The sequence below is a fragment of the uncultured Enterovirga sp. genome (assembly GCF_964242715.1).
Lineage (GTDB): Bacteria > Pseudomonadota > Alphaproteobacteria > Rhizobiales > Beijerinckiaceae > Enterovirga.
In genome coordinates, this window is sequence record NZ_CAXTAZ010000043.1 from 1 (window position 1) to 16,008 (window position 16,008).

A 16,008-nucleotide genomic window follows, 5' to 3' on the forward strand; every position below is an offset into this window, starting at 1 on the left:
ACGCGCGGCTTGATCTCGGCTTCCATGGCCGAGAGCGAGACGTTGTTCTCCATGTCGTCGTCGTCGAGATCGCTCTCGGGCGGACGGGGCCCCTCGGGCTCGGCGTCGGCCTCAAGAGCCTCGGCGGCCTCGCCATCCTTCGGCGCGTTCTTGCCGTCCGGGCCGGCATAGGTCGCCTCAAGGTCGATGATGTCGCGCAGGAGGACGCGGCCCTCCTCGAGTTCGTCGCGCCAGATGATGATGGCCTGGAAGGTGAGCGGGCTCTCGCAGAGGCCCGCGATCATCGCTTCGCGCCCGGCCTCGATGCGCTTCGCGATCGCGATCTCGCCCTCGCGGGACAGGAGCTCGACCGAGCCCATCTCGCGCAGATACATCCGGACCGGGTCGTCGGTCCGGTCGGTCGGCTCCTTGACGGGCGCGTCCGGACGAACCGCGACGGCGCGCGCCGGCGCGATCTCGGCCACCTCGGTGCCTTCGGCCTCGTCGTCGTCGGCGGCCGGCTCGGCCTCCTTGCGGCCTTCCTCGGCCTCTTCCGATTCGACGACGTTGACGCCCATCTCGGAGAGCATCGACAGGATGTCCTCGATCTTGTCGGGATCGACCTGATCGGAGGGCAGGACCTCGTTCAGCTCCTCATGGGTGACGTAGCCGCGCTTCTTGGCGGCCTTGATCATCCGCCGGACGCCCTGATCCGTGAGATCGAGAAGCGGGCCGTCGCTCTGCTGCTCGGTCACCGTCTCGGCTTCGTCCCGTTCCGTCGTCTTGGTCGCCATGGTCAGCCTTGTGTCTCGACGGCGAGCCGCCGTGGCGAGCCGGACCGCGCGATCGCCGGGCCCGAACCGCGCGTTAACGCGAGAAGGGCAGCGAGGCTGCCTCCGCGCCTGCCACCCGCAAACGTCATTCCTTAGACGGCGATCCGAGTTGATCAACCGTTAACCATCGGAATTTCGCCGTCCGGAGCCTGCCGGCTCCCGAGGGACATTCCCGATCGCGATCCTCGCGCCCCGCCGCTGACGCACTCGGATCGTCGTGCCGGTCGGCCCAGCTAGGCAGCCCCGCGCTCGGCCTCCGTCCCATCGAGGGACTGGAGCTCCGCGTTGACCTCCTGAAGCCAGGTCCAATTGGCCTCGCTGGCGTCTTCCGCCAAAGCCAGCTCGGCCGCCCGTCTCTCGCTATTTAGCGTCCGAGACCTTCTTTGCAAGGTGAAGGCCTGCCGCAACGCGTCGAGGAGCCGCAGCGGGTCGGCCGTCTCGGCGAGCATCCAGCGGTCTCCCGCTCGGACGCGACTTCGCAAACGGATGAGGCTCGGGCCGTGCCCGGCCCTCTCGGCCCGGGCTTCGAGGGTGGCGACGTCGAGCGGCTCGCCCTGGAGGGCGCAGTCGAGGAGGAGGTCGCAGACGGAGCGCGCGTCGCGGTCGGAGATGTCGAGCGTGGCCAGCAGATCGGCCTCGGCCTGGAGCAGTTCCGGATGTGCCATCAGGGCTGCGGCGATCAGCGCCTCGCGGGCCGGAGCCGTGCCGGCCGAGCCGGCGAAGCGCGCGACGAGGTTCGAACTCACCGAGGCGAGCGGCCGCGACAGATAGCCGGTCGGCGTAGCGAGGCGATCTCCGCCCTTCTTCCACTCGCGAAAGCCCCCGGACCTGTCCTCGGCCCCGCGCCGGCTCTCTCGAAGGCGGGTCTCGATCTCGTCCCGATAGAAGCGTCGAAGCGACTCGTCGCGGATCGTGGCTACGGCCTCGCGCAGCCGGACCGCGAAGGCGGCCCGGCGCTCGGGCGTGTCGGCGGGGGCGGCCTCGGCCTCGCGGGCCCACAGCATGTCCACAAGCGGGCGTGCCGCGCCCAGCACCGCATCCATCGCCCCGCGTCCGCCCGCCCGGACGAGGTCGTCCGGGTCCTGTCCCTCGGGGAGCAGGGCGAAACGCAGCGACTTCCCGGCCGCGAGCAGCGGCAGCGACACCGACACGGCCCGATGCGCCGCCCGCTGGCCGGCCTTGTCGCCGTCGAAACACAGGATCGGCTCGTCGGCGACCCGCCAGAGCAAGGCCAGCTGATCCTCGGTGAGGGCGGTGCCGAGCGGGGCCACGGCATGCGTGAGGCCGGCCATGTCGAGCGCGATCACGTCCACGTAACCCTCGACCACGACGACCGAACCCAGGTCATGGGCGCCCTTCCGCGCCCGGTTCAGGTTGTAGAGGCCGCGGCCCTTGTTGAAGAGCGGCGTATCCGGCGAGTTGAGATACTTCGCCGGGACGTCCGGGCTCATCGCGCGGCCGCCGAAGGCGATGACGCGGCCGCGCGTATCCTCGATCGGGAAGATGATCCGGTCGCGGAAGCGATCGTAGGGGACCGGGATGTCCTCGCCCGTGACGATGAGCCCGGCCTCGCCCATCAGAGCGGGCTCGACGTCCCGTCCGGCGAGGTGGTCGCGGAGGCCGTAGCGCTCGCCCGGGGCGTAGCCGATCCGAAACCTGCGCTGCGCCTCCTCCCCGATGCCGCGCCGTTCGAGATAGTCGCGCGCCGCCCGGCCAACGGGCCGCTGCAGGCCGGCCTCGAACCAGGCGCAGGCGAGTTCCATGACTTCGTGCAGCGAGCGGTGGCGCTTTTCCTGCGCGGCGATCTCCGGCGTCGCCGTCGGGAGGTCGACGCCCGCCTCGCCGGCGAGCCGCTCCACGGCTTCCGGAAAGGCCAGGCCCTCCGTCTCCATCAGGAAGGTGAAGATGTCGCCATGCTTGCCGGACGAGAAGCAGTGATAGAACTGCTTCTGGTCGTTGCAGTAGAAGGAGGGCGTCTTCTCGGCATTGAAGGGCGACAGCCCGCGCCATTCCCGTCCGGCCTTCTTCAGGCGAACCTTGCGGCCGACGACCGCCGACACCGGTAGCCGGGCGCGGATCTCTTCGAGGATGTGGGGCGGGTAGCGCACGATCGCGCCAGACTAGCATGAAGGCGGGACCGGGTGGACCATCCGGTTCGCCCGCCGGGGCGCTTCGGTTATGCTCGGGCTCTTACGCGCGGAGATTCCATGCGCCGCCTTGCCGCCCTCGCCGTCCTGCTCGCGACCCTCCCGGCCTGCGCGCCGTCCTTCCGGCCGATCGCGGAGCCCGGCGGGGATGCCCGCTTCAAGGCCCGGATCGCGACGCGCTATCCGCCGGGCTCCCTCGGCAGCCGGCTCCGGACCGAGCTCGCCGCGCAGGGCTTCGTGCTCCTCGCCGATCCGACCGGCCGGCGCTATTCGGCGATCGACCGGCCGGACAACCTGCCCTGCTATTCCGAGACGCGCATCGACTGGAACGAGGACCGCCGCGGCCGGATCCTGGTCATCCAGGCCGCCCGGCACGCCTGCTCGTAAAGGCGATCAGCCGCCCGCCGAGCCGCGCCTTCACCAGGCCGCTGACCTTGCCGAAATCCATCCGGCCGGCATGCTCGGCCCGCAGGAGCGCGATGACCTTGCCCATGTCCTTGACCGAGGCTGCGCCGGTCGATGCGACGGCGGCCTCGATCGCGGCGGCCGTCTCGGCCTCGCCGAGCGGCTGCGGCAGGAATTCCGAGATGATGCCCTGCTCCTCTCGCTCACCCGCGGCCAGTTCGGGACGGGCGTTCTGCTCGTAGATCGTGATCGATTCCCCGCGCTGCTTCAGCATCTTCTGGAGGAGCGCCAGGATCTCGTCGTCCGGGATCGGTCCCTTGCCGCCGCCGCGGGCCTCGATGTCCTTGTCCTTGAGCGCCGCCTGGATCATGCGGATGGTCGAGACGCGCGGTTTGTTGCCGGCCTTCATCGCGGTCTTGATCTCGTCGGTGAAGCGTTCGCGCAAGGTCATGGCAGGACTCGTCATGGGCGGGGCCGTTTCGTTGACGGCCTGCGGTCGCGGACATAGATGTCGCGTCGCGACGGCCATCCGCCCCTGTCTGGATGGCGCGCCATAGCCCGGATCATTCCCATGCTGCAACACGCCTCGGGCTCGGGCCCGCAGAACGCTGCCGGCCGGCAGGAGCCGGCGGCCGAACCGGCCGGCTGGGTGGAACCGCGCGCGACGGCTCTCCTGGTTCTCGCGGACGGGACCGTGATCGAGGGCGCCGGCATCGGGGCGGTCGGGGAAGCGGCCGGCGAGGTCTGTTTCAACACCTCGATGACGGGCTACCAGGAGATCCTGACCGACCCGTCCTATGCCGGGCAGGTCGTCACCTTCACCTTCCCGCATATCGGCAATGTCGGCACGAACGAGGAGGACGTCGAGACGGCCGTGCTCGAGCGCCCGTCCGGCGTGCGCGGCCTCGTCCTCGCCGCCTCCACGACCGAGCCGGCGAACTGGCGCGCGACCCGCTCGCTCGACAGCTGGCTTCGGGCGCACGGCATCGTCGGCATCACGGGCGTCGACACCCGTGCGCTGACGGCGTTGATCCGGGAGGGCGGCATGCCGAATGCCGTGATCGCGCATGATCCGGCGGGCCTGTTCGACCGCGAGGGGCTGGCCGCGCGGGCCTCGGAGCTGCCCTCGATGGAGGGACTCGACCTCGTCCCGATGGTGACGCGGGATGCCGAGGGCAACTGGACCGAAGGCGTCTGGGAGCTGGGGCGTGGTCACGGGACCCCGGAGGGCGGGCGCTTCCACGTCGTCGCCATCGATTACGGCATCAAGGTCAACATATTGCGTCTCCTGACGCGGTCGGGCTGCAAGGTCACGATCGTCCCGGCGACGGCGAGTGCCGACCAGATCCTGGCGCTGCGGCCCGACGGGGTCTTCCTCTCGAACGGCCCGGGCGATCCGGCAGCCACCGCCGCCTACGCCGTGCCGGTGATCCGAGAGATCCTCGACCGCAAGGTGCCGACCTTCGGCATCTGCCTCGGCCACCAGCTGATGGGGCTCGCGCTCGGCGGCCGCACCGTGAAGATGCATCAGGGCCATCACGGCGCGAACCATCCGGTGCGCGACAACACGACCGGCAAGGTCGAGATCGTCTCGATGAACCACGGCTTCGCGGTCGACCCCGCGAGCCTGCCCGGCCACGCGACGCAGACCCACGTCTCGCTCTTCGACGGCACGAATTGCGGCATAGAGCTGACCGACCGGCCGGCCTTCTCCGTCCAGTACCACCCGGAGGCTTCGCCCGGTCCGCGCGACAGCCATTACCTGTTCGATCGCTTCATCCAGATGATGGAGAAGGGCGCGAAGGCAACACCGGCCGTTTAGTTCGTGCAGCGGCGTTTTTGTCCGATTGCCCGGGCTCGGACCGCCCGTTAACCCTCGCTCAACGACGGCGAACGACGCTGCGGCGTCGATTCGCGCGGGGGCGGGACATGCAGAAGCTGCTGGCGCGGAATGCGGGCCCGTCCGACGAATTCTCGCGCCTGCACCGCCTCTTCCTCGAGCATTTCGGCATCGCGCTCGGGCTCGTCTGGATCGCGTCCGCCTTCGCCGGACTGCGGGCGCCCTGGGTCCATAACATCCGGGGTCTTATCGATCCGCTCGCTCGCCCGGAAGGCACGTTTGCCTTCCTGTTCGGCCTGCCGCTCCTGATGACGGCCGGCTGGCTCTGCCTCCTGTTCGGCGGCGATCTGATCCGCCGCTCGCAGGTGCTGCGAAGCCAGGCGCTCGAATTCGCCATCGCGGGCGCGGCTGTCTTCGCGGTCTTCTGCCTCGCGCTGCACCGCGTCGTCGCCGCCGTTTCGGTCGCGGTCTGACCCCGCCGGTATGAGCTGGCGCGACTACTGGAATTCCGACACGCCGATCTATGTCAGCGAGCGGCACAAGGCGCTCCACTACACGCTGATCGCCCGGGACATCGTGGCCTTTGTGCCGGGCCGGGAGGCCGAGGTGCTCGATCACGGCTGCGGGGAAGCGCTCTCGGCGGGCCGGGTCTCAGCCTTCTGCCGCCACCTGATCCTCTGCGACGGCGCGCCGCTCGTGCGCGAGCGCCTGCGGGCGACCTTCGCCCGCCACGACAATATCGACGTGATATCGCCCGAGGAGGCCGACGACCTCCCCGACCACTCGCTCGACCTCGTCGTCGCGAACTCGCTCCTGCAATATCTCTCGCCGGAGGAGTTCCAGGACCTGCTCGGCCTCTGGCGCAGCAAGCTGAAGCCTTCGGGTCGGCTCGTCCTCGCCGACGTGATCCCGCCCGAGACCGGACCGCTGGACGACGTCGCGGCTTTGCTGCGTTTCGCCTGGACGGGCGGGTTCCTCAAGGCCGCGCTCCTGGGCCTCGTCCGCACCGCGCTCTCCGACTACCGGAAGCTCAGGACCGAGCTCGGCCTTACGCAATACGGCGAGGCCGAGATGCTGGCTCTCCTGGCGGAGCGAGGCTTCGAGCCGTGCCGCGCCGAGCGCAACATGGGCCACAACCAGGAGCGCATGACCTTCGTGGCCACGGTGGTTTGACTAGGGGATTGGCGGCACGGGCGGGCCGCGGAAGGTCCAGAGCCGGTGGGCCGAGAAATTCCAGAAGAGGACGATCCCGGTCGTGACGAGCTGGGCCGGCAGGTAGGGGAGCCCGAAACCCCGCACGAAGAGCGAGACGAAGGCCCAGGTCAGGCCGAAGCCGATCCCCGAGACGAGGGCGAAGCGCCAGGTCGCTTGTGCGTGCGGCCTCTCGCTCCGATAGGTGAGGCGGCGGTTCAGGAGATACGACACGACGCCCCCCGAGACGTAGCCGGTCAGCGTCGCCGGCACCGGGTCGAGCCGGTAGCCTTCGACGAGGCTCAGGAGGAGCCCGTAATGAACCCCCGCCGACAGGAGCCCGACGCCGAAGAAGGTCCGGAACTGGCGCGCCAGGAGCGCTCCATCGATGGCGGAGAGCCAGCCCTGTTTCATCCCTGCATCCAGCCGGCCGCCTTGCGGATCAACGCCCGGGGCGTCGCGAGGCTCAGAGCCTTCAGCACGTGGTTCGTGGCGCCCGTGACGACCACCGCCCGGCCGGCCTCGTAGCCGTCGAGGGCCATCCGGGCGACATCCACGGCCGACATCGCGCCGGTCGAGAACAACTTCGACTTTTCGAGATTGGCCCGGATCGTGAACTCCGTCCGGGTCGGGCCGGGGCAAACCGCCGTCACGACGATCCCGTGCCGGCGCACCTCCTCGTGCAGCCCTTCCGATAGGGCCAGCACATAGGCCTTCGTGGCCGCGTAGGCGGCCATGAACGGGATAGGCTGGAAGGCCGCCATCGACGAGATGTTGATGATGCCGCCGCGCCGGCGGGCGACGAGGCCGGGGAGGACCAGCCGGCAGAGCCGCGTCAGCGTCGTGACGTTGAGCTCCACCATCGCGATCTGGTCGGCATAGGGCATGGTCGCGAACCCGCCCCGCAGGCCGAAGCCGGCATTGTTCACGAGCGTGTCGAGTTCGATGCCGCGCTCCTCAATCGCCCGAACGAGCTCCTCGGCAGCGGACGCCCGTTCGAGATCGAGCACGAGCGTCTCGATCCGGATGCCGTCCCGCGCGAGTTCGCGCGACAGGTCTTCGAGCCGGTCCTGCCGGCGCGCGACGAGGAGGAGCGAGCGGCCGCGAGCCGCCGCGAGCCGCGCCATCTCGGCGCCGATGCCGCTCGAGGCGCCGGTGATCACCGTCCAGCGAGGGTCCGTCATGCGGCGCGCCTCTGTCGGAGATGGTCGGGGCTGTCTATGCAGCCGGCGGGGCCGCCTGGATCGTGCATCCCGGGGCCGGGAGAGACCCAATGAGCGAGACGGGGCGCGACGCGGTCGCGATCATCGGCAGCGGCGGCATCGGCGGCTATCTGGCCGGCGAACTGGTCACCGCCGGCCGCGACGTGACGCTGTGCGTGCGCACGCCGTTCGATCGGCTCACGATCGAGAGCGGCGGCACGACGCGGGACGTCGAGGTCCGGCTCGCGACCGACCCGGGCGAGGTGCGGCCGGTCCGCTGGATCCTCCTCACCACCAAGGCTCAGGACACGGCGGGAGCGCAGCCCTGGCTCGAGGCCCTCACCGGACCCGGCACGACGCTGGTCGTGGTGCAGAACGGCGTCGACCACGTGGAACGGGCGGGCCCGGTCGCGGGCAGCGCCCGGATCGTTCCGGCGATCATCTATTGCAGCGTCGAGCGCGATCGGCCCGGTCACGTCGTCCATCACGGCGCCGCCAGGATGATCGTCCCGACGAGCGAGGCGAGCGCCGGTTTCGCGCAGCTCTTCGCCGGCACGGCATTCGAGATCGTGGAGGAACAGGATTTCGTCACCGCAGCCTGGCGCAAGCTCTGCAACAATCTCGTCGGCAACGCGATCACGGCCCTGACGCTCCGTCGCGGCATCGTTTTCCAGGAGGCGGCGGTCCTGGACCTCGCCCGCGAGATCCTCCTCGAGGCCCTGGCCGTGTCCCGGGCCGAGGGCGCCAGGCTGACCCGGACGGAGATCGACCAATCGCATGCCGGCCTCGGCCGTTTCGGGCCGGAGGCCGGGACGTCGATGCTGTATGACCGGCTCGCCGGTCGCCCGCTCGAACATGAGGCGCTGACCGGCGCCCTGGTCAGAGCCGCCGACCGGCACGGCATCCCGGTCCCGGTGAACCGCACGCTCCTGGCGCTGCTCGGCGCGGTGAGCGGCCAGAAGCTCCGCGCCGTGAGATGACGACATCGCAGCGTCAGGCCGCCGCCGCGAGTTCCTGGCGCACGAGGCTCACCCAATAGCCGGCGCCGAGCGTCAGGATGTCGTCGTTGAAATCGTAGAGCGGCGTGTGCACGGCGTGGAAAGAGCCGTCCGGCTTCACGCCGTTGCCGATGAAGATGAAGGCGCCGGGCTTGACCCGGAGCATGTCGGCGAAATCCTCGCCCCCGGTGATCGGCGGCGCATCGGCGTCGACGGCCTCCTCGCCGACGAGCGAGGACGCCGCCCGTGCCGCGAGCCGGGCGTGGTCGGGATCGTTCTCCAGCACCCGGGTATAATGCCCGTAATCGACCTCGGCTTTGCAGCCCTGGGCGGCGGCATGGGCATGGGCGAGTTCGGTTAGGCGACGCTCGACGATGGCCTGGGTCTCGTCCGAGAAGGTTCGGGCCGTCCCGGTGATCACGAGTTCGGCCGGCATCACGTTCGGCGAGACGGGCGAGCCGCCCTGGATCGAGCCGATCGAGATCACGGCGGTCTCGACGGCCGCGATATTGCGGCCGATCACGTTCTGCAACGCGAGGCAGAAATGCGCCTGGGCGATGGTGACGTCGGTCGCGAGATGGGGTGTCGAGCCGCCATGGCCGCCCGTGCCCCGGAAGGTGACGGTGAAGAAATCGACCGCCGCCATCATGGCGCCCGAGCGCAGCCGAAAACGCCCGACCGGCAGCCCGGGCGCGTTGTGCATGCCGTAGACGGCGTCGCAGGGGAAACGGTCGAACAGCCCGTCCTCGATCATGCGGGCCGCGCCGCCGCGGCCTTCCTCGGCCGGCTGGAAGACGAAATGGACGTCGCCCGCGAAATCGGGTTGCCGGGACAGGAATTCCGCTGCCCCGAGCAGCATGGTCGTGTGGCCGTCATGGCCGCAGGCATGCATGGTGCCGGGCGTCTGGGAGGCGTAGGCGACCCCGGTCTGCTCGTGGATCTGGAGCGCGTCCATGTCGGCCCTGAGCGCGATGGCCCGGTTGCCCGGCCGCCGGCCTTTCAGGGTCGCCACGACCCCGGTGCCGCCGATTCCCTCCTCGACGGAGAGCCCGAACCGGCGCAGCCGCTCAGCCACGAGCGCCGCCGTGCGCCGCTCCTCGAAACCCATCTCGGGATGAGCGTGGATGTCCTGCCGGATGGCCGTGAGATCGGCGCGAAGCGGTTCGAGATCGGCGAGGAGGGGATGGGTCATCGCGTATCCTGTCAGAGTCCCATCGCCTTAGCCAAGCCGACGATCCCCGGCCAGAGCGCGGCGTGCAGAGCTCGGGCGCAGCCGGACGGGGTCGGCGTGGCCTCCGCCTGTTCGCGCTTGCGCGGGCGCCTGGCTTTCGGGCCAACGCGTGCAAACACAAGGGAGGACGACAGATGATGATGAGGATCGGCACGCAAGCCGCGCTCGCTTGGCCCTCGGCGCTTCGCTCGCGGCCTCGGCCGCCTTCGCCCAGGCGCCTCCGGGTGGACCGCAAGCTACGCCAGGCGGGCGTCGGGGCGGTGCTCCAGGTCTATGAAGGCCAGTCACACGCCCACCACATCCGGGACGACACCGCGCCCGAACCCGCGAGGTCTTCGGCGAGAGCGCGACCTTCTTCGACAAGCATCTCGGAAAATGAGGTGACGGCGCGAGCCGCCACCTCCGGCCGGATCAGGCCGTGCGGGCGAGCAGCTTCGCCCGGCTCGGCTTGAGGACGAAATAGGCGAGCAGCCCGGTCAGGATATCGAGCACGATGACGATGCCGAAGACCGGCAGCCAGCTGCCGGTCACCTCGCGGAGCAAGGCCGCGACCGGCCCACCCAGGATCGAGCCGATTCCCTGGGCGATGTAGAGGAACCCGTAATTGGTGGTCGCGTGCTCCGTCCCGAAGGTGTCGGTCAGCGTCGACGGGAAGAGCGAGAAGATCTCGCCCCAGCCGAAGAAGACGAGTCCCGACAGGAACACGAACATGAACGGGTTCTCGCGGAAATAGATCAGGAGCCCGATCGCGATGCCTTCCAGGATGAAGGCGATCGTCATCGTGTTCTCGCGCCCGATATTGTCCGAAACCCAGCCGAAGAAGGGCCGCGTGAAGCCGTTCATGATGCGGTCGAAGGTGAGCGCGAGCGGCAGAGCGGCGAGGCCGAAGACCAGCGCGTTGGCAACGCCGAAGTCGCGGGCGAAATTGGCGAAATTCGACACCACCATGAGGCCGCCCGTCGACATCATGGTCATCATCGCGAACATGAGCCAGAAGATCGGCTGGCGCAGCATGTCGGCCGGCTTCGTGTCGCGGCCCGCGACGGGCAGCAGGCTCGAGCGCTCCGGCGCCTCGCCCGCGAGCGGCGCCCTGAGGCCGAGCGCCGCCAGGAAGCCAACCGCCCCGAGAATGATCCCGAAGGTGATCAGCGTGCGCTGGTAGCCCGAGCTTTCCAGCATCGAGGTGATGGGGAAGCTCGTGAGCATCGCGCCCATGCCGTAGCCGGCCGCGACGAGGCCGACCGCGAAGCCGCGCCGATCCGGAAACCACTTCACCATCAGGCCGATGATGCCGACATAGACGATGCCGGTGCCGATGCCGCAGAAGAGGCCGTAGGTCATGTAGAGGGTGAACAGGCTCGTGGCATAGGCCGACAGCACCCAGCCGAGGCCGGACAGAGCCGCCCCGAGCGCGATCATCAGCTTCGCGCTGAACCGCTCGATCAGGTAGCCCTGGACGGGCGAGAAGAAGGTCTGCAGCACGATCACGAGCGTGAAGGTGATCTGGAGCGCGGGAAGCGACGCTCCCGTCGTCTCGCCGAACGGCTTGGTGAACAGCGTCCACACATATTGCGGACTTGAGATCGCCATCATGACGACGAGCGCCAGTCCGAGCTGAACCCAGCGGGTATTCGTCGTGGCGGAGGGGATCGAGGTGGCGTGGACGGCGCTCATGAACAGCTCGCGACAGAGGGACCGCCCACCGCGAAGCAAGTGATATGCCGAGGCCCTCGGGCAAAGTCGTTCTTTCGGCGTGAGGTGGCGCCGGTTCGCGCGGCCTCGGCCGACAAGGCCCGCCTGCGATGACAATGAACGCCCTTGCGTGTACCTCGCAGCCATGAGCTTGGCGCCCCATCCGGCGATCCCCGACCGTCGCGACCGCGCCCGCCATCTGATGCGGATCAGCCTGCGGGGGACCCGGCTCGCGACCGGGCTCGTGCTCCTCGCCTATGTCGTCACCCATCTCGTCAATCACAGCCTCGGCAACATCTCCGTCGCGGCGATGGAATGGGGGCTGGGCTGGGCCGGCTGGGCCTGGTGGAACATTTACGGCAAGACGCTCCTCTACGGCGCCTTCACGATCCACCTCGCGCTCGGCCTCTGGGCGCTCTACAGCCGCCGACCGTTCCGCTACCGGCTGGCGGAGGCGCTGCAGCTCGGCTTCGGGCTCCTGATCCCGCTCCTCCTCGTCCAGCACATCGTCGCCACCCGCTTCGCCTTCGAGCTGCACAATGTGTCGAAGGGCTATGCCCAGCAGCTCTACAAGTATTTCGTCGATGCGCCGTCCTTCGGCATCCTGCAGGCCGTGACGCTGGTGGTGGTCTGGGCGCATGGCGCGCTCGGCATCTATCTCTGGCTCCGGCTGAAGCCGTTCTTCCCCCGCATCTCCGCCCCCCTCCTCTGCATCGCAATGCTGGTGCCGGTCCTGGCGCTCCTGGGCTACGTACAAGGCGGACGCGACTTCCTCGAACTCTATGCCGATCCGGCCTGGCGCATTGCCCATCTCGGTCCGGAGAGCCTCGGCACGCCGGCGGAGAACGCGGAACTCGCCGGGATCCGAAGCGCGATCACGGCGGGCTACGTCATCCTCGTCGGCCTCACGCTCCTGGCCCGGGGCATCCGGCGCGCCCGCGAGCGGCGTCGGGGCCTCCTTTCCTTCACCTATCCGAACGGCAAGCTCGCCCGAGTCCCGAGCGGCACCTCCGTGCTGGAGGCGAGCCGCCTCCACCGCATCCCGCATGCGAGCGTGTGCGGCGGCCGCGGGCGCTGCTCGACATGCCGCGTCCGGGTGATCGGCGCGACAGGCGAACTCTCCCGTCCGGGCGCGGCCGAGCAAGCGGTGCTCGACCGGATCGGGGCGACGAGCGGCGTCCGGCTCGCCTGCCAGTTCCGGCCGGATGGCGACGTCATGGTGGCCCCGCTGCTCGCCGCCGGCATCACGCTCGACAAGATGCGCGAACTCGACGCCAGCGCCTTCGGCGAGGAGCGCTTCATCGTGGCGATGTTCATCGACATGCGGGGCTCGACCCGGCTCGCCGAGCGCCGGCTGCCCTACGACACGGTCTTCCTGATCAACCGCTTTCTGGAAGCGGTCGGACGCGCGGTCGTCGCGAGCGGCGGCGTCCCGAACCAGTTTTTAGGGGACGGCCTGATGGCGCTGTTCGGGCTCAAGAGCAGCCCGGCCGAGGCGGCCCGGCAAGGGCTGGAGGCCCTGCATCTCATCGCCGCGAATGTCGACACGCTGAACCGGACGCTCGGCTCCAATCTCGAGGAGCCGATCCGCTTCGGCATCGGCCTCCATGCCGGCATCGCGGTGCTGGGCGAGATCGGCGACCGCGAGAACGGCCGCGCCGTGTTCACGGCCATCGGCGACCCCGTCAACGTCGCCTCTCGTCTCCAGGGCCTGACCAAGCGCTTCGGGGTCGAGGTCGTCATCTCCGAGGCCGTGTTCGAGGCGGCCGCGATCGAGCCCGACCTGCCGCGCGAGGAGACCGCGATCGACGGGCGCGACGAGAAGCTCTGGGTGCGGCCGCTCGCGAAAGCGAGCCAGCGCTGGCGGGAGAGCGCGTTCGAGGTGGTGTGAGGGTGGTCGCTCGGCTTGGAATCGCCTGATGCCCTACCGTCATTGCCAGCAGCGTGAGCGACGAAGCGACCCAGGGCCGGCGCACGCCCCCTGGGTTACTTCGCTACGCTCGCAATGACGATCTTACCCGGCCACGATCTTGCTCCCAACCGCCCGCCCACCCGGCACCGAGGCGAGGAGCGCCTTCGTGTAGGCGTGCTGCGGATCGCGGAAGAGTTCGGCGGTTGGCTGCAATTCGACGATCTTGCCCTTCTGCATCACGGCGATGCGGTCGCACATCTGGGCCGCGACGCGCAGATCGTGGGTCACGAACAGGATGGCGAGGCCGAGCCGCTTCTGCAGGTCCTGCATCAGCGCCAGGATCTGGGCCTGGACGGAGACGTCGAGCGCCGAGACCGGCTCGTCCGCGACCAGGACCTCGGGTTCGAGCGCGAGCGCCCGGGCGATGCCGATGCGCTGGCGCTGCCCGCCTGAGAATTCGTGCGGGTAGCGGCCGGCGACCTCGGCCCGGAGGCCGACGAGGTCGAGAAGGTTGCGGGCCTTGGCCATCGCCTCGGCCTTGGGCACGCCCTGTGCGATCGGGCCTTCTGCGATGATCCGCCCTACCGTGCGGCGCGGGTTCAGCGAGGCGAACGGGTCCTGGAACACCATTTGGATGCGTCGGCGCAGCGGCCGGAGCTGGCGCTGGGACAGCCCGCCGATCGAGACATCGCCGACCTGGATCGTGCCGGTGTCGGGCTCGGTCAGCCGCATGACGCAGCGGCCGACCGTCGACTTGCCGGAGCCGGATTCGCCGACGAGGCCGAGGGTTTCGCCGCGCTGGATCGAGAAGGAGACGTCCTCCGCCGCCCGCACCTCACGCCCGCGCCGGAACAGCCCGCGGCCCCGGTAGGTCTTCGACAGGCCCTGCACGTCGAAGGCGCGCGCCGCCCCGCCGAGGTCCTTCGGCGGCGGCGGCTCGAGCGAGGGCACGGCCGCGAGCAGCCGCTTCGTGTAATCGTGCTGCGGGTGATGGAGCACGTCCTGGGCGGTGCCCGCCTCGACGCAAATGCCATGCTGCAGGACGGCGACCCGGTCGGCGATCTCGGACACGACCCCGAAATCATGGGTGATGAACAGGACAGCGGTGCCGTGCTTCTTCCGGAGCGCGTCGAGGAGGCGCAGGATCTGGGCCTGGGTGGTGACGTCGAGCGCCGTCGTCGGCTCGTCGGCGATGATCAGCTTCGGCTCCATGGCGAGCGCCATCGCGATCATCACGCGCTGGCGCTGGCCGCCGGACAATTCGTGCGGATAGGCGCGGGCGATCGCCGCCGGGTCCGGCAGGCCGACCTCGGCGATGAGTTCGAGCGTGCGCTCACGGCGGCCCTTCGAGTCGAGGGCGCCATGCGCTTCGAACGTCTCGACAATCTGGTCGGAGACCCGCATCACCGGGTTCAGCGAGGTCATCGGCTCCTGGAAGATCATCGAGACCTCCCGGCCGCGGACGTCCCGCATCTCGCGCTCGGAGAGCGCCAGGAGGTCGCGCCCGTTGAGCCGGATCGTCCCGGAGGTCGCCCGCACCGAGCGCGGCAGGAGACCCATCACGGCGAGCGCGGTCATCGACTTGCCGGAGCCCGACTCGCCGACGACGCAGAGCGTCTCGCCGCTCTCGACCTGGAGCGAGAGCCCTTCCACGGCGTGCTTGCGGTCGCCCGATCCCGGCAGGGAGAGGGAGAGATTGTCGATCTCGAGCGTCGCCATCGTTACCTTTCGCGGCCGAGCCGCGGGTTGAGCGCGTCGGAGAGCCCCTCCCCGACGAGGTTCAGGGCCAGCACCGTGAGGAAGATGGCAAGGCCGGGGAAAAACGAGATCCACCAGGCCTCGATCAGCCGGGTGCGGCCGGCCCCGACCATATAGCCCCAGGTCATCAGGTTCGGATCGCCGAGCCCGAGGAAGGAGAGCGCCGATTCGAGCAGGATCGCGGAGGCGATCATCAGCGAGGCCATGACGATGATCGGCGCGATCGTGTTCGGCAGCACCACCCCGAAGATGATCCGCGGCGTGCGCTGGCCGAGCGTGATCGCGGCCTGGACATAGTCGCGCGAGCGCAGCGACAGCACCTCGCCCCGCACGAGCCGCGTCACCGGCGGCCAGGAGACGAGCGCGATCGCGATCACGATCGAGGTGATCGAGGGCTGCAGGATCGCGACCAGCACGATCGCGAGCGCGAAGGACGGGATCGTCTGGAACAGCTCGGTGAACCGCATGGCGAGATCGTCGACGATGCCGCCCGCATAGCCAGCCAGCGCACCGAGCGGCACGCCGATCAGGAGCGCCACGCTGGTCGAGACGAGGCCGATCATCAGGGACACGCGGGCGCCGTGCATGAGGCCCGAGGCGACGTCGCGGCCGAGCGCGTCGGTGCCGAGCGGGAAGCGCTCCAGCGCATAGGGCGCGAGGAAGGGCCGGCCCACCATGCGCCAGGGCGATTGCGGGAACAGGAGCGGCGCCGCGATCGCGATCGCGACGATGAGGAGGAGGATCACGAGCCCGATCAAGGCGCCCCGGTGCCGGGCGAAGCGGCGGAGGAAGGTCATGGCGCCGGCCGCATGCCTCTCCC

Annotated in this window: 15 protein-coding genes; 6 read left to right on the forward strand and 9 right to left on the reverse strand. The window is 69.5% G+C overall.

The window, feature by feature from the left end; all coding sequences use genetic code 11:
* Together ACFE87_RS18515 and dnaG are read right to left on the reverse strand one after the other, a co-directional pair.
* A partial coding sequence (locus tag ACFE87_RS18515; RefSeq protein WP_375461129.1) for an RNA polymerase sigma factor region1.1 domain-containing protein occupies nucleotides 1-773 on the reverse strand: 773 nt, incomplete at its 3' end.
* A gap of 272 nt (nucleotides 774-1,045) precedes the next feature.
* Entirely contained in the window at nucleotides 1,046-2,920 is a 1,875-nt protein-coding gene (gene dnaG, locus ACFE87_RS18520) for a DNA primase (RefSeq protein ID WP_375461130.1), read from the reverse strand.
* A 99-nt stretch (nucleotides 2,921-3,019) separates the two neighbouring features.
* Between dnaG and ACFE87_RS18525 the strand changes: the two genes are divergently transcribed.
* Nucleotides 3,020-3,346 carry a hypothetical protein gene (locus tag ACFE87_RS18525; protein WP_375461131.1) on the forward strand — a complete coding sequence of 109 codons (327 nt, stop codon included), beginning with the start codon at nucleotides 3,020-3,022 and terminating at the stop codon, nucleotides 3,344-3,346.
* On the opposite strand, the gene ACFE87_RS18530 is transcribed toward ACFE87_RS18525, so the two are convergent.
* Complete coding sequence (locus ACFE87_RS18530) at nucleotides 3,315-3,815, reverse strand: GatB/YqeY domain-containing protein (RefSeq protein WP_375461132.1); 501 nt, start codon at nucleotides 3,813-3,815, stop codon at nucleotides 3,315-3,317. The genes ACFE87_RS18525 and ACFE87_RS18530 overlap by 32 nt on opposite strands.
* Before the next feature lie 120 nt (nucleotides 3,816-3,935).
* Between ACFE87_RS18530 and carA the strand changes: the two genes are divergently transcribed.
* From carA to ACFE87_RS18545, 3 genes are all read left to right on the forward strand, one after another.
* Nucleotides 3,936-5,186 (forward strand): glutamine-hydrolyzing carbamoyl-phosphate synthase small subunit, encoded by a 1,251-nt coding sequence (carA, locus tag ACFE87_RS18535; RefSeq protein WP_375461168.1) that lies wholly within the window; start codon nucleotides 3,936-3,938, stop codon nucleotides 5,184-5,186.
* A gap of 107 nt (nucleotides 5,187-5,293) precedes the next feature.
* The gene (locus ACFE87_RS18540; protein WP_375461133.1) at nucleotides 5,294-5,677 is read left to right on the forward strand and encodes a hypothetical protein; all 384 of its coding nucleotides are present in this window, start codon (nucleotides 5,294-5,296) and stop codon (nucleotides 5,675-5,677) included.
* Nucleotides 5,678-5,687: 10 nt separating this feature from the next.
* On the forward strand, nucleotides 5,688-6,377 hold the full coding sequence (locus ACFE87_RS18545; RefSeq protein ID WP_375461134.1) for a class I SAM-dependent methyltransferase: 690 nt from the start codon (nucleotides 5,688-5,690) through the stop codon (nucleotides 6,375-6,377).
* On the opposite strand, the gene ACFE87_RS18550 is transcribed toward ACFE87_RS18545, so the two are convergent.
* Nucleotides 6,378-6,809, reverse strand: a complete 432-nt coding sequence (locus ACFE87_RS18550; RefSeq protein ID WP_375461135.1) for a GtrA family protein — start codon at nucleotides 6,807-6,809, stop codon at nucleotides 6,378-6,380. It abuts the gene before it with no gap.
* Nucleotides 6,806-7,579 carry an SDR family NAD(P)-dependent oxidoreductase gene (locus ACFE87_RS18555; RefSeq protein WP_375461136.1) on the reverse strand — a complete coding sequence of 258 codons (774 nt, stop codon included), beginning with the start codon at nucleotides 7,577-7,579 and terminating at the stop codon, nucleotides 6,806-6,808. The genes ACFE87_RS18550 and ACFE87_RS18555 overlap by 4 nt, the downstream gene beginning before the upstream one ends.
* A gap of 89 nt (nucleotides 7,580-7,668) precedes the next feature.
* Here ACFE87_RS18555 and ACFE87_RS18560 point away from each other — a divergent pair, with 89 nt between their 5' ends.
* Nucleotides 7,669-8,577, forward strand: a complete 909-nt coding sequence (locus ACFE87_RS18560; RefSeq protein ID WP_375461137.1) for a 2-dehydropantoate 2-reductase — start codon at nucleotides 7,669-7,671, stop codon at nucleotides 8,575-8,577.
* A 13-nt stretch (nucleotides 8,578-8,590) separates the two neighbouring features.
* Here the strand turns inward: ACFE87_RS18560 and ACFE87_RS18565 are convergent, their stop codons facing one another.
* Entirely contained in the window at nucleotides 8,591-9,787 is a 1,197-nt protein-coding gene (locus ACFE87_RS18565; protein ID WP_375461138.1) for a M20 aminoacylase family protein, read from the reverse strand.
* Between the two features lie 450 nt (nucleotides 9,788-10,237).
* Nucleotides 10,238-11,500 carry an oxalate/formate MFS antiporter gene (gene oxlT / locus ACFE87_RS18570; RefSeq protein WP_375461139.1) on the reverse strand — a complete coding sequence of 421 codons (1,263 nt, stop codon included), beginning with the start codon at nucleotides 11,498-11,500 and terminating at the stop codon, nucleotides 10,238-10,240.
* Between the two features lie 148 nt (nucleotides 11,501-11,648).
* On the opposite strand from oxlT, the gene ACFE87_RS18575 reads away from it, so the two are divergent.
* Entirely contained in the window at nucleotides 11,649-13,409 is a 1,761-nt protein-coding gene (locus ACFE87_RS18575; protein WP_375461140.1) for an adenylate/guanylate cyclase domain-containing protein, read from the forward strand.
* A gap of 123 nt (nucleotides 13,410-13,532) precedes the next feature.
* Here the strand turns inward: ACFE87_RS18575 and ACFE87_RS18580 are convergent, their stop codons facing one another.
* Complete coding sequence (locus ACFE87_RS18580; RefSeq protein WP_375461141.1) at nucleotides 13,533-15,149, reverse strand: ABC transporter ATP-binding protein; 1,617 nt, start codon at nucleotides 15,147-15,149, stop codon at nucleotides 13,533-13,535.
* Between the two features lie 2 nt (nucleotides 15,150-15,151).
* Entirely contained in the window at nucleotides 15,152-15,985 is an 834-nt protein-coding gene (locus ACFE87_RS18585; RefSeq protein WP_375461169.1) for an ABC transporter permease, read from the reverse strand.
* Nucleotides 15,986-16,008: the final 23 nt, after the last annotated feature.

Coding starts and splice junctions, on each gene's coding strand:
- ACFE87_RS18555 (WP_375461136.1), bottom strand. CDS start 7,579: ATGACGGACCCTCGCTGGACGGTGATCACCGGCGCCTCGAGCGGCATC.
- ACFE87_RS18540 (WP_375461133.1), top strand. CDS start 5,294: ATGCAGAAGCTGCTGGCGCGGAATGCGGGCCCGTCCGACGAATTCTCG.
- ACFE87_RS18525 (WP_375461131.1), top strand. CDS start 3,020: ATGCGCCGCCTTGCCGCCCTCGCCGTCCTGCTCGCGACCCTCCCGGCC.
- ACFE87_RS18560 (WP_375461137.1), top strand. CDS start 7,669: ATGAGCGAGACGGGGCGCGACGCGGTCGCGATCATCGGCAGCGGCGGC.
- ACFE87_RS18530 (WP_375461132.1), bottom strand. CDS start 3,815: ATGACCTTGCGCGAACGCTTCACCGACGAGATCAAGACCGCGATGAAG.
- ACFE87_RS18550 (WP_375461135.1), bottom strand. CDS start 6,809: ATGAAACAGGGCTGGCTCTCCGCCATCGATGGAGCGCTCCTGGCGCGC.
- ACFE87_RS18565 (WP_375461138.1), bottom strand. CDS start 9,787: ATGACCCATCCCCTCCTCGCCGATCTCGAACCGCTTCGCGCCGATCTC.
- ACFE87_RS18585 (WP_375461169.1), bottom strand. CDS start 15,985: ATGACCTTCCTCCGCCGCTTCGCCCGGCACCGGGGCGCCTTGATCGGG.
- oxlT (WP_375461139.1), bottom strand. CDS start 11,500: ATGAGCGCCGTCCACGCCACCTCGATCCCCTCCGCCACGACGAATACC.
- ACFE87_RS18545 (WP_375461134.1), top strand. CDS start 5,688: ATGAGCTGGCGCGACTACTGGAATTCCGACACGCCGATCTATGTCAGC.
- ACFE87_RS18580 (WP_375461141.1), bottom strand. CDS start 15,149: ATGGCGACGCTCGAGATCGACAATCTCTCCCTCTCCCTGCCGGGATCG.
- carA (WP_375461168.1), top strand. CDS start 3,936: ATGCTGCAACACGCCTCGGGCTCGGGCCCGCAGAACGCTGCCGGCCGG.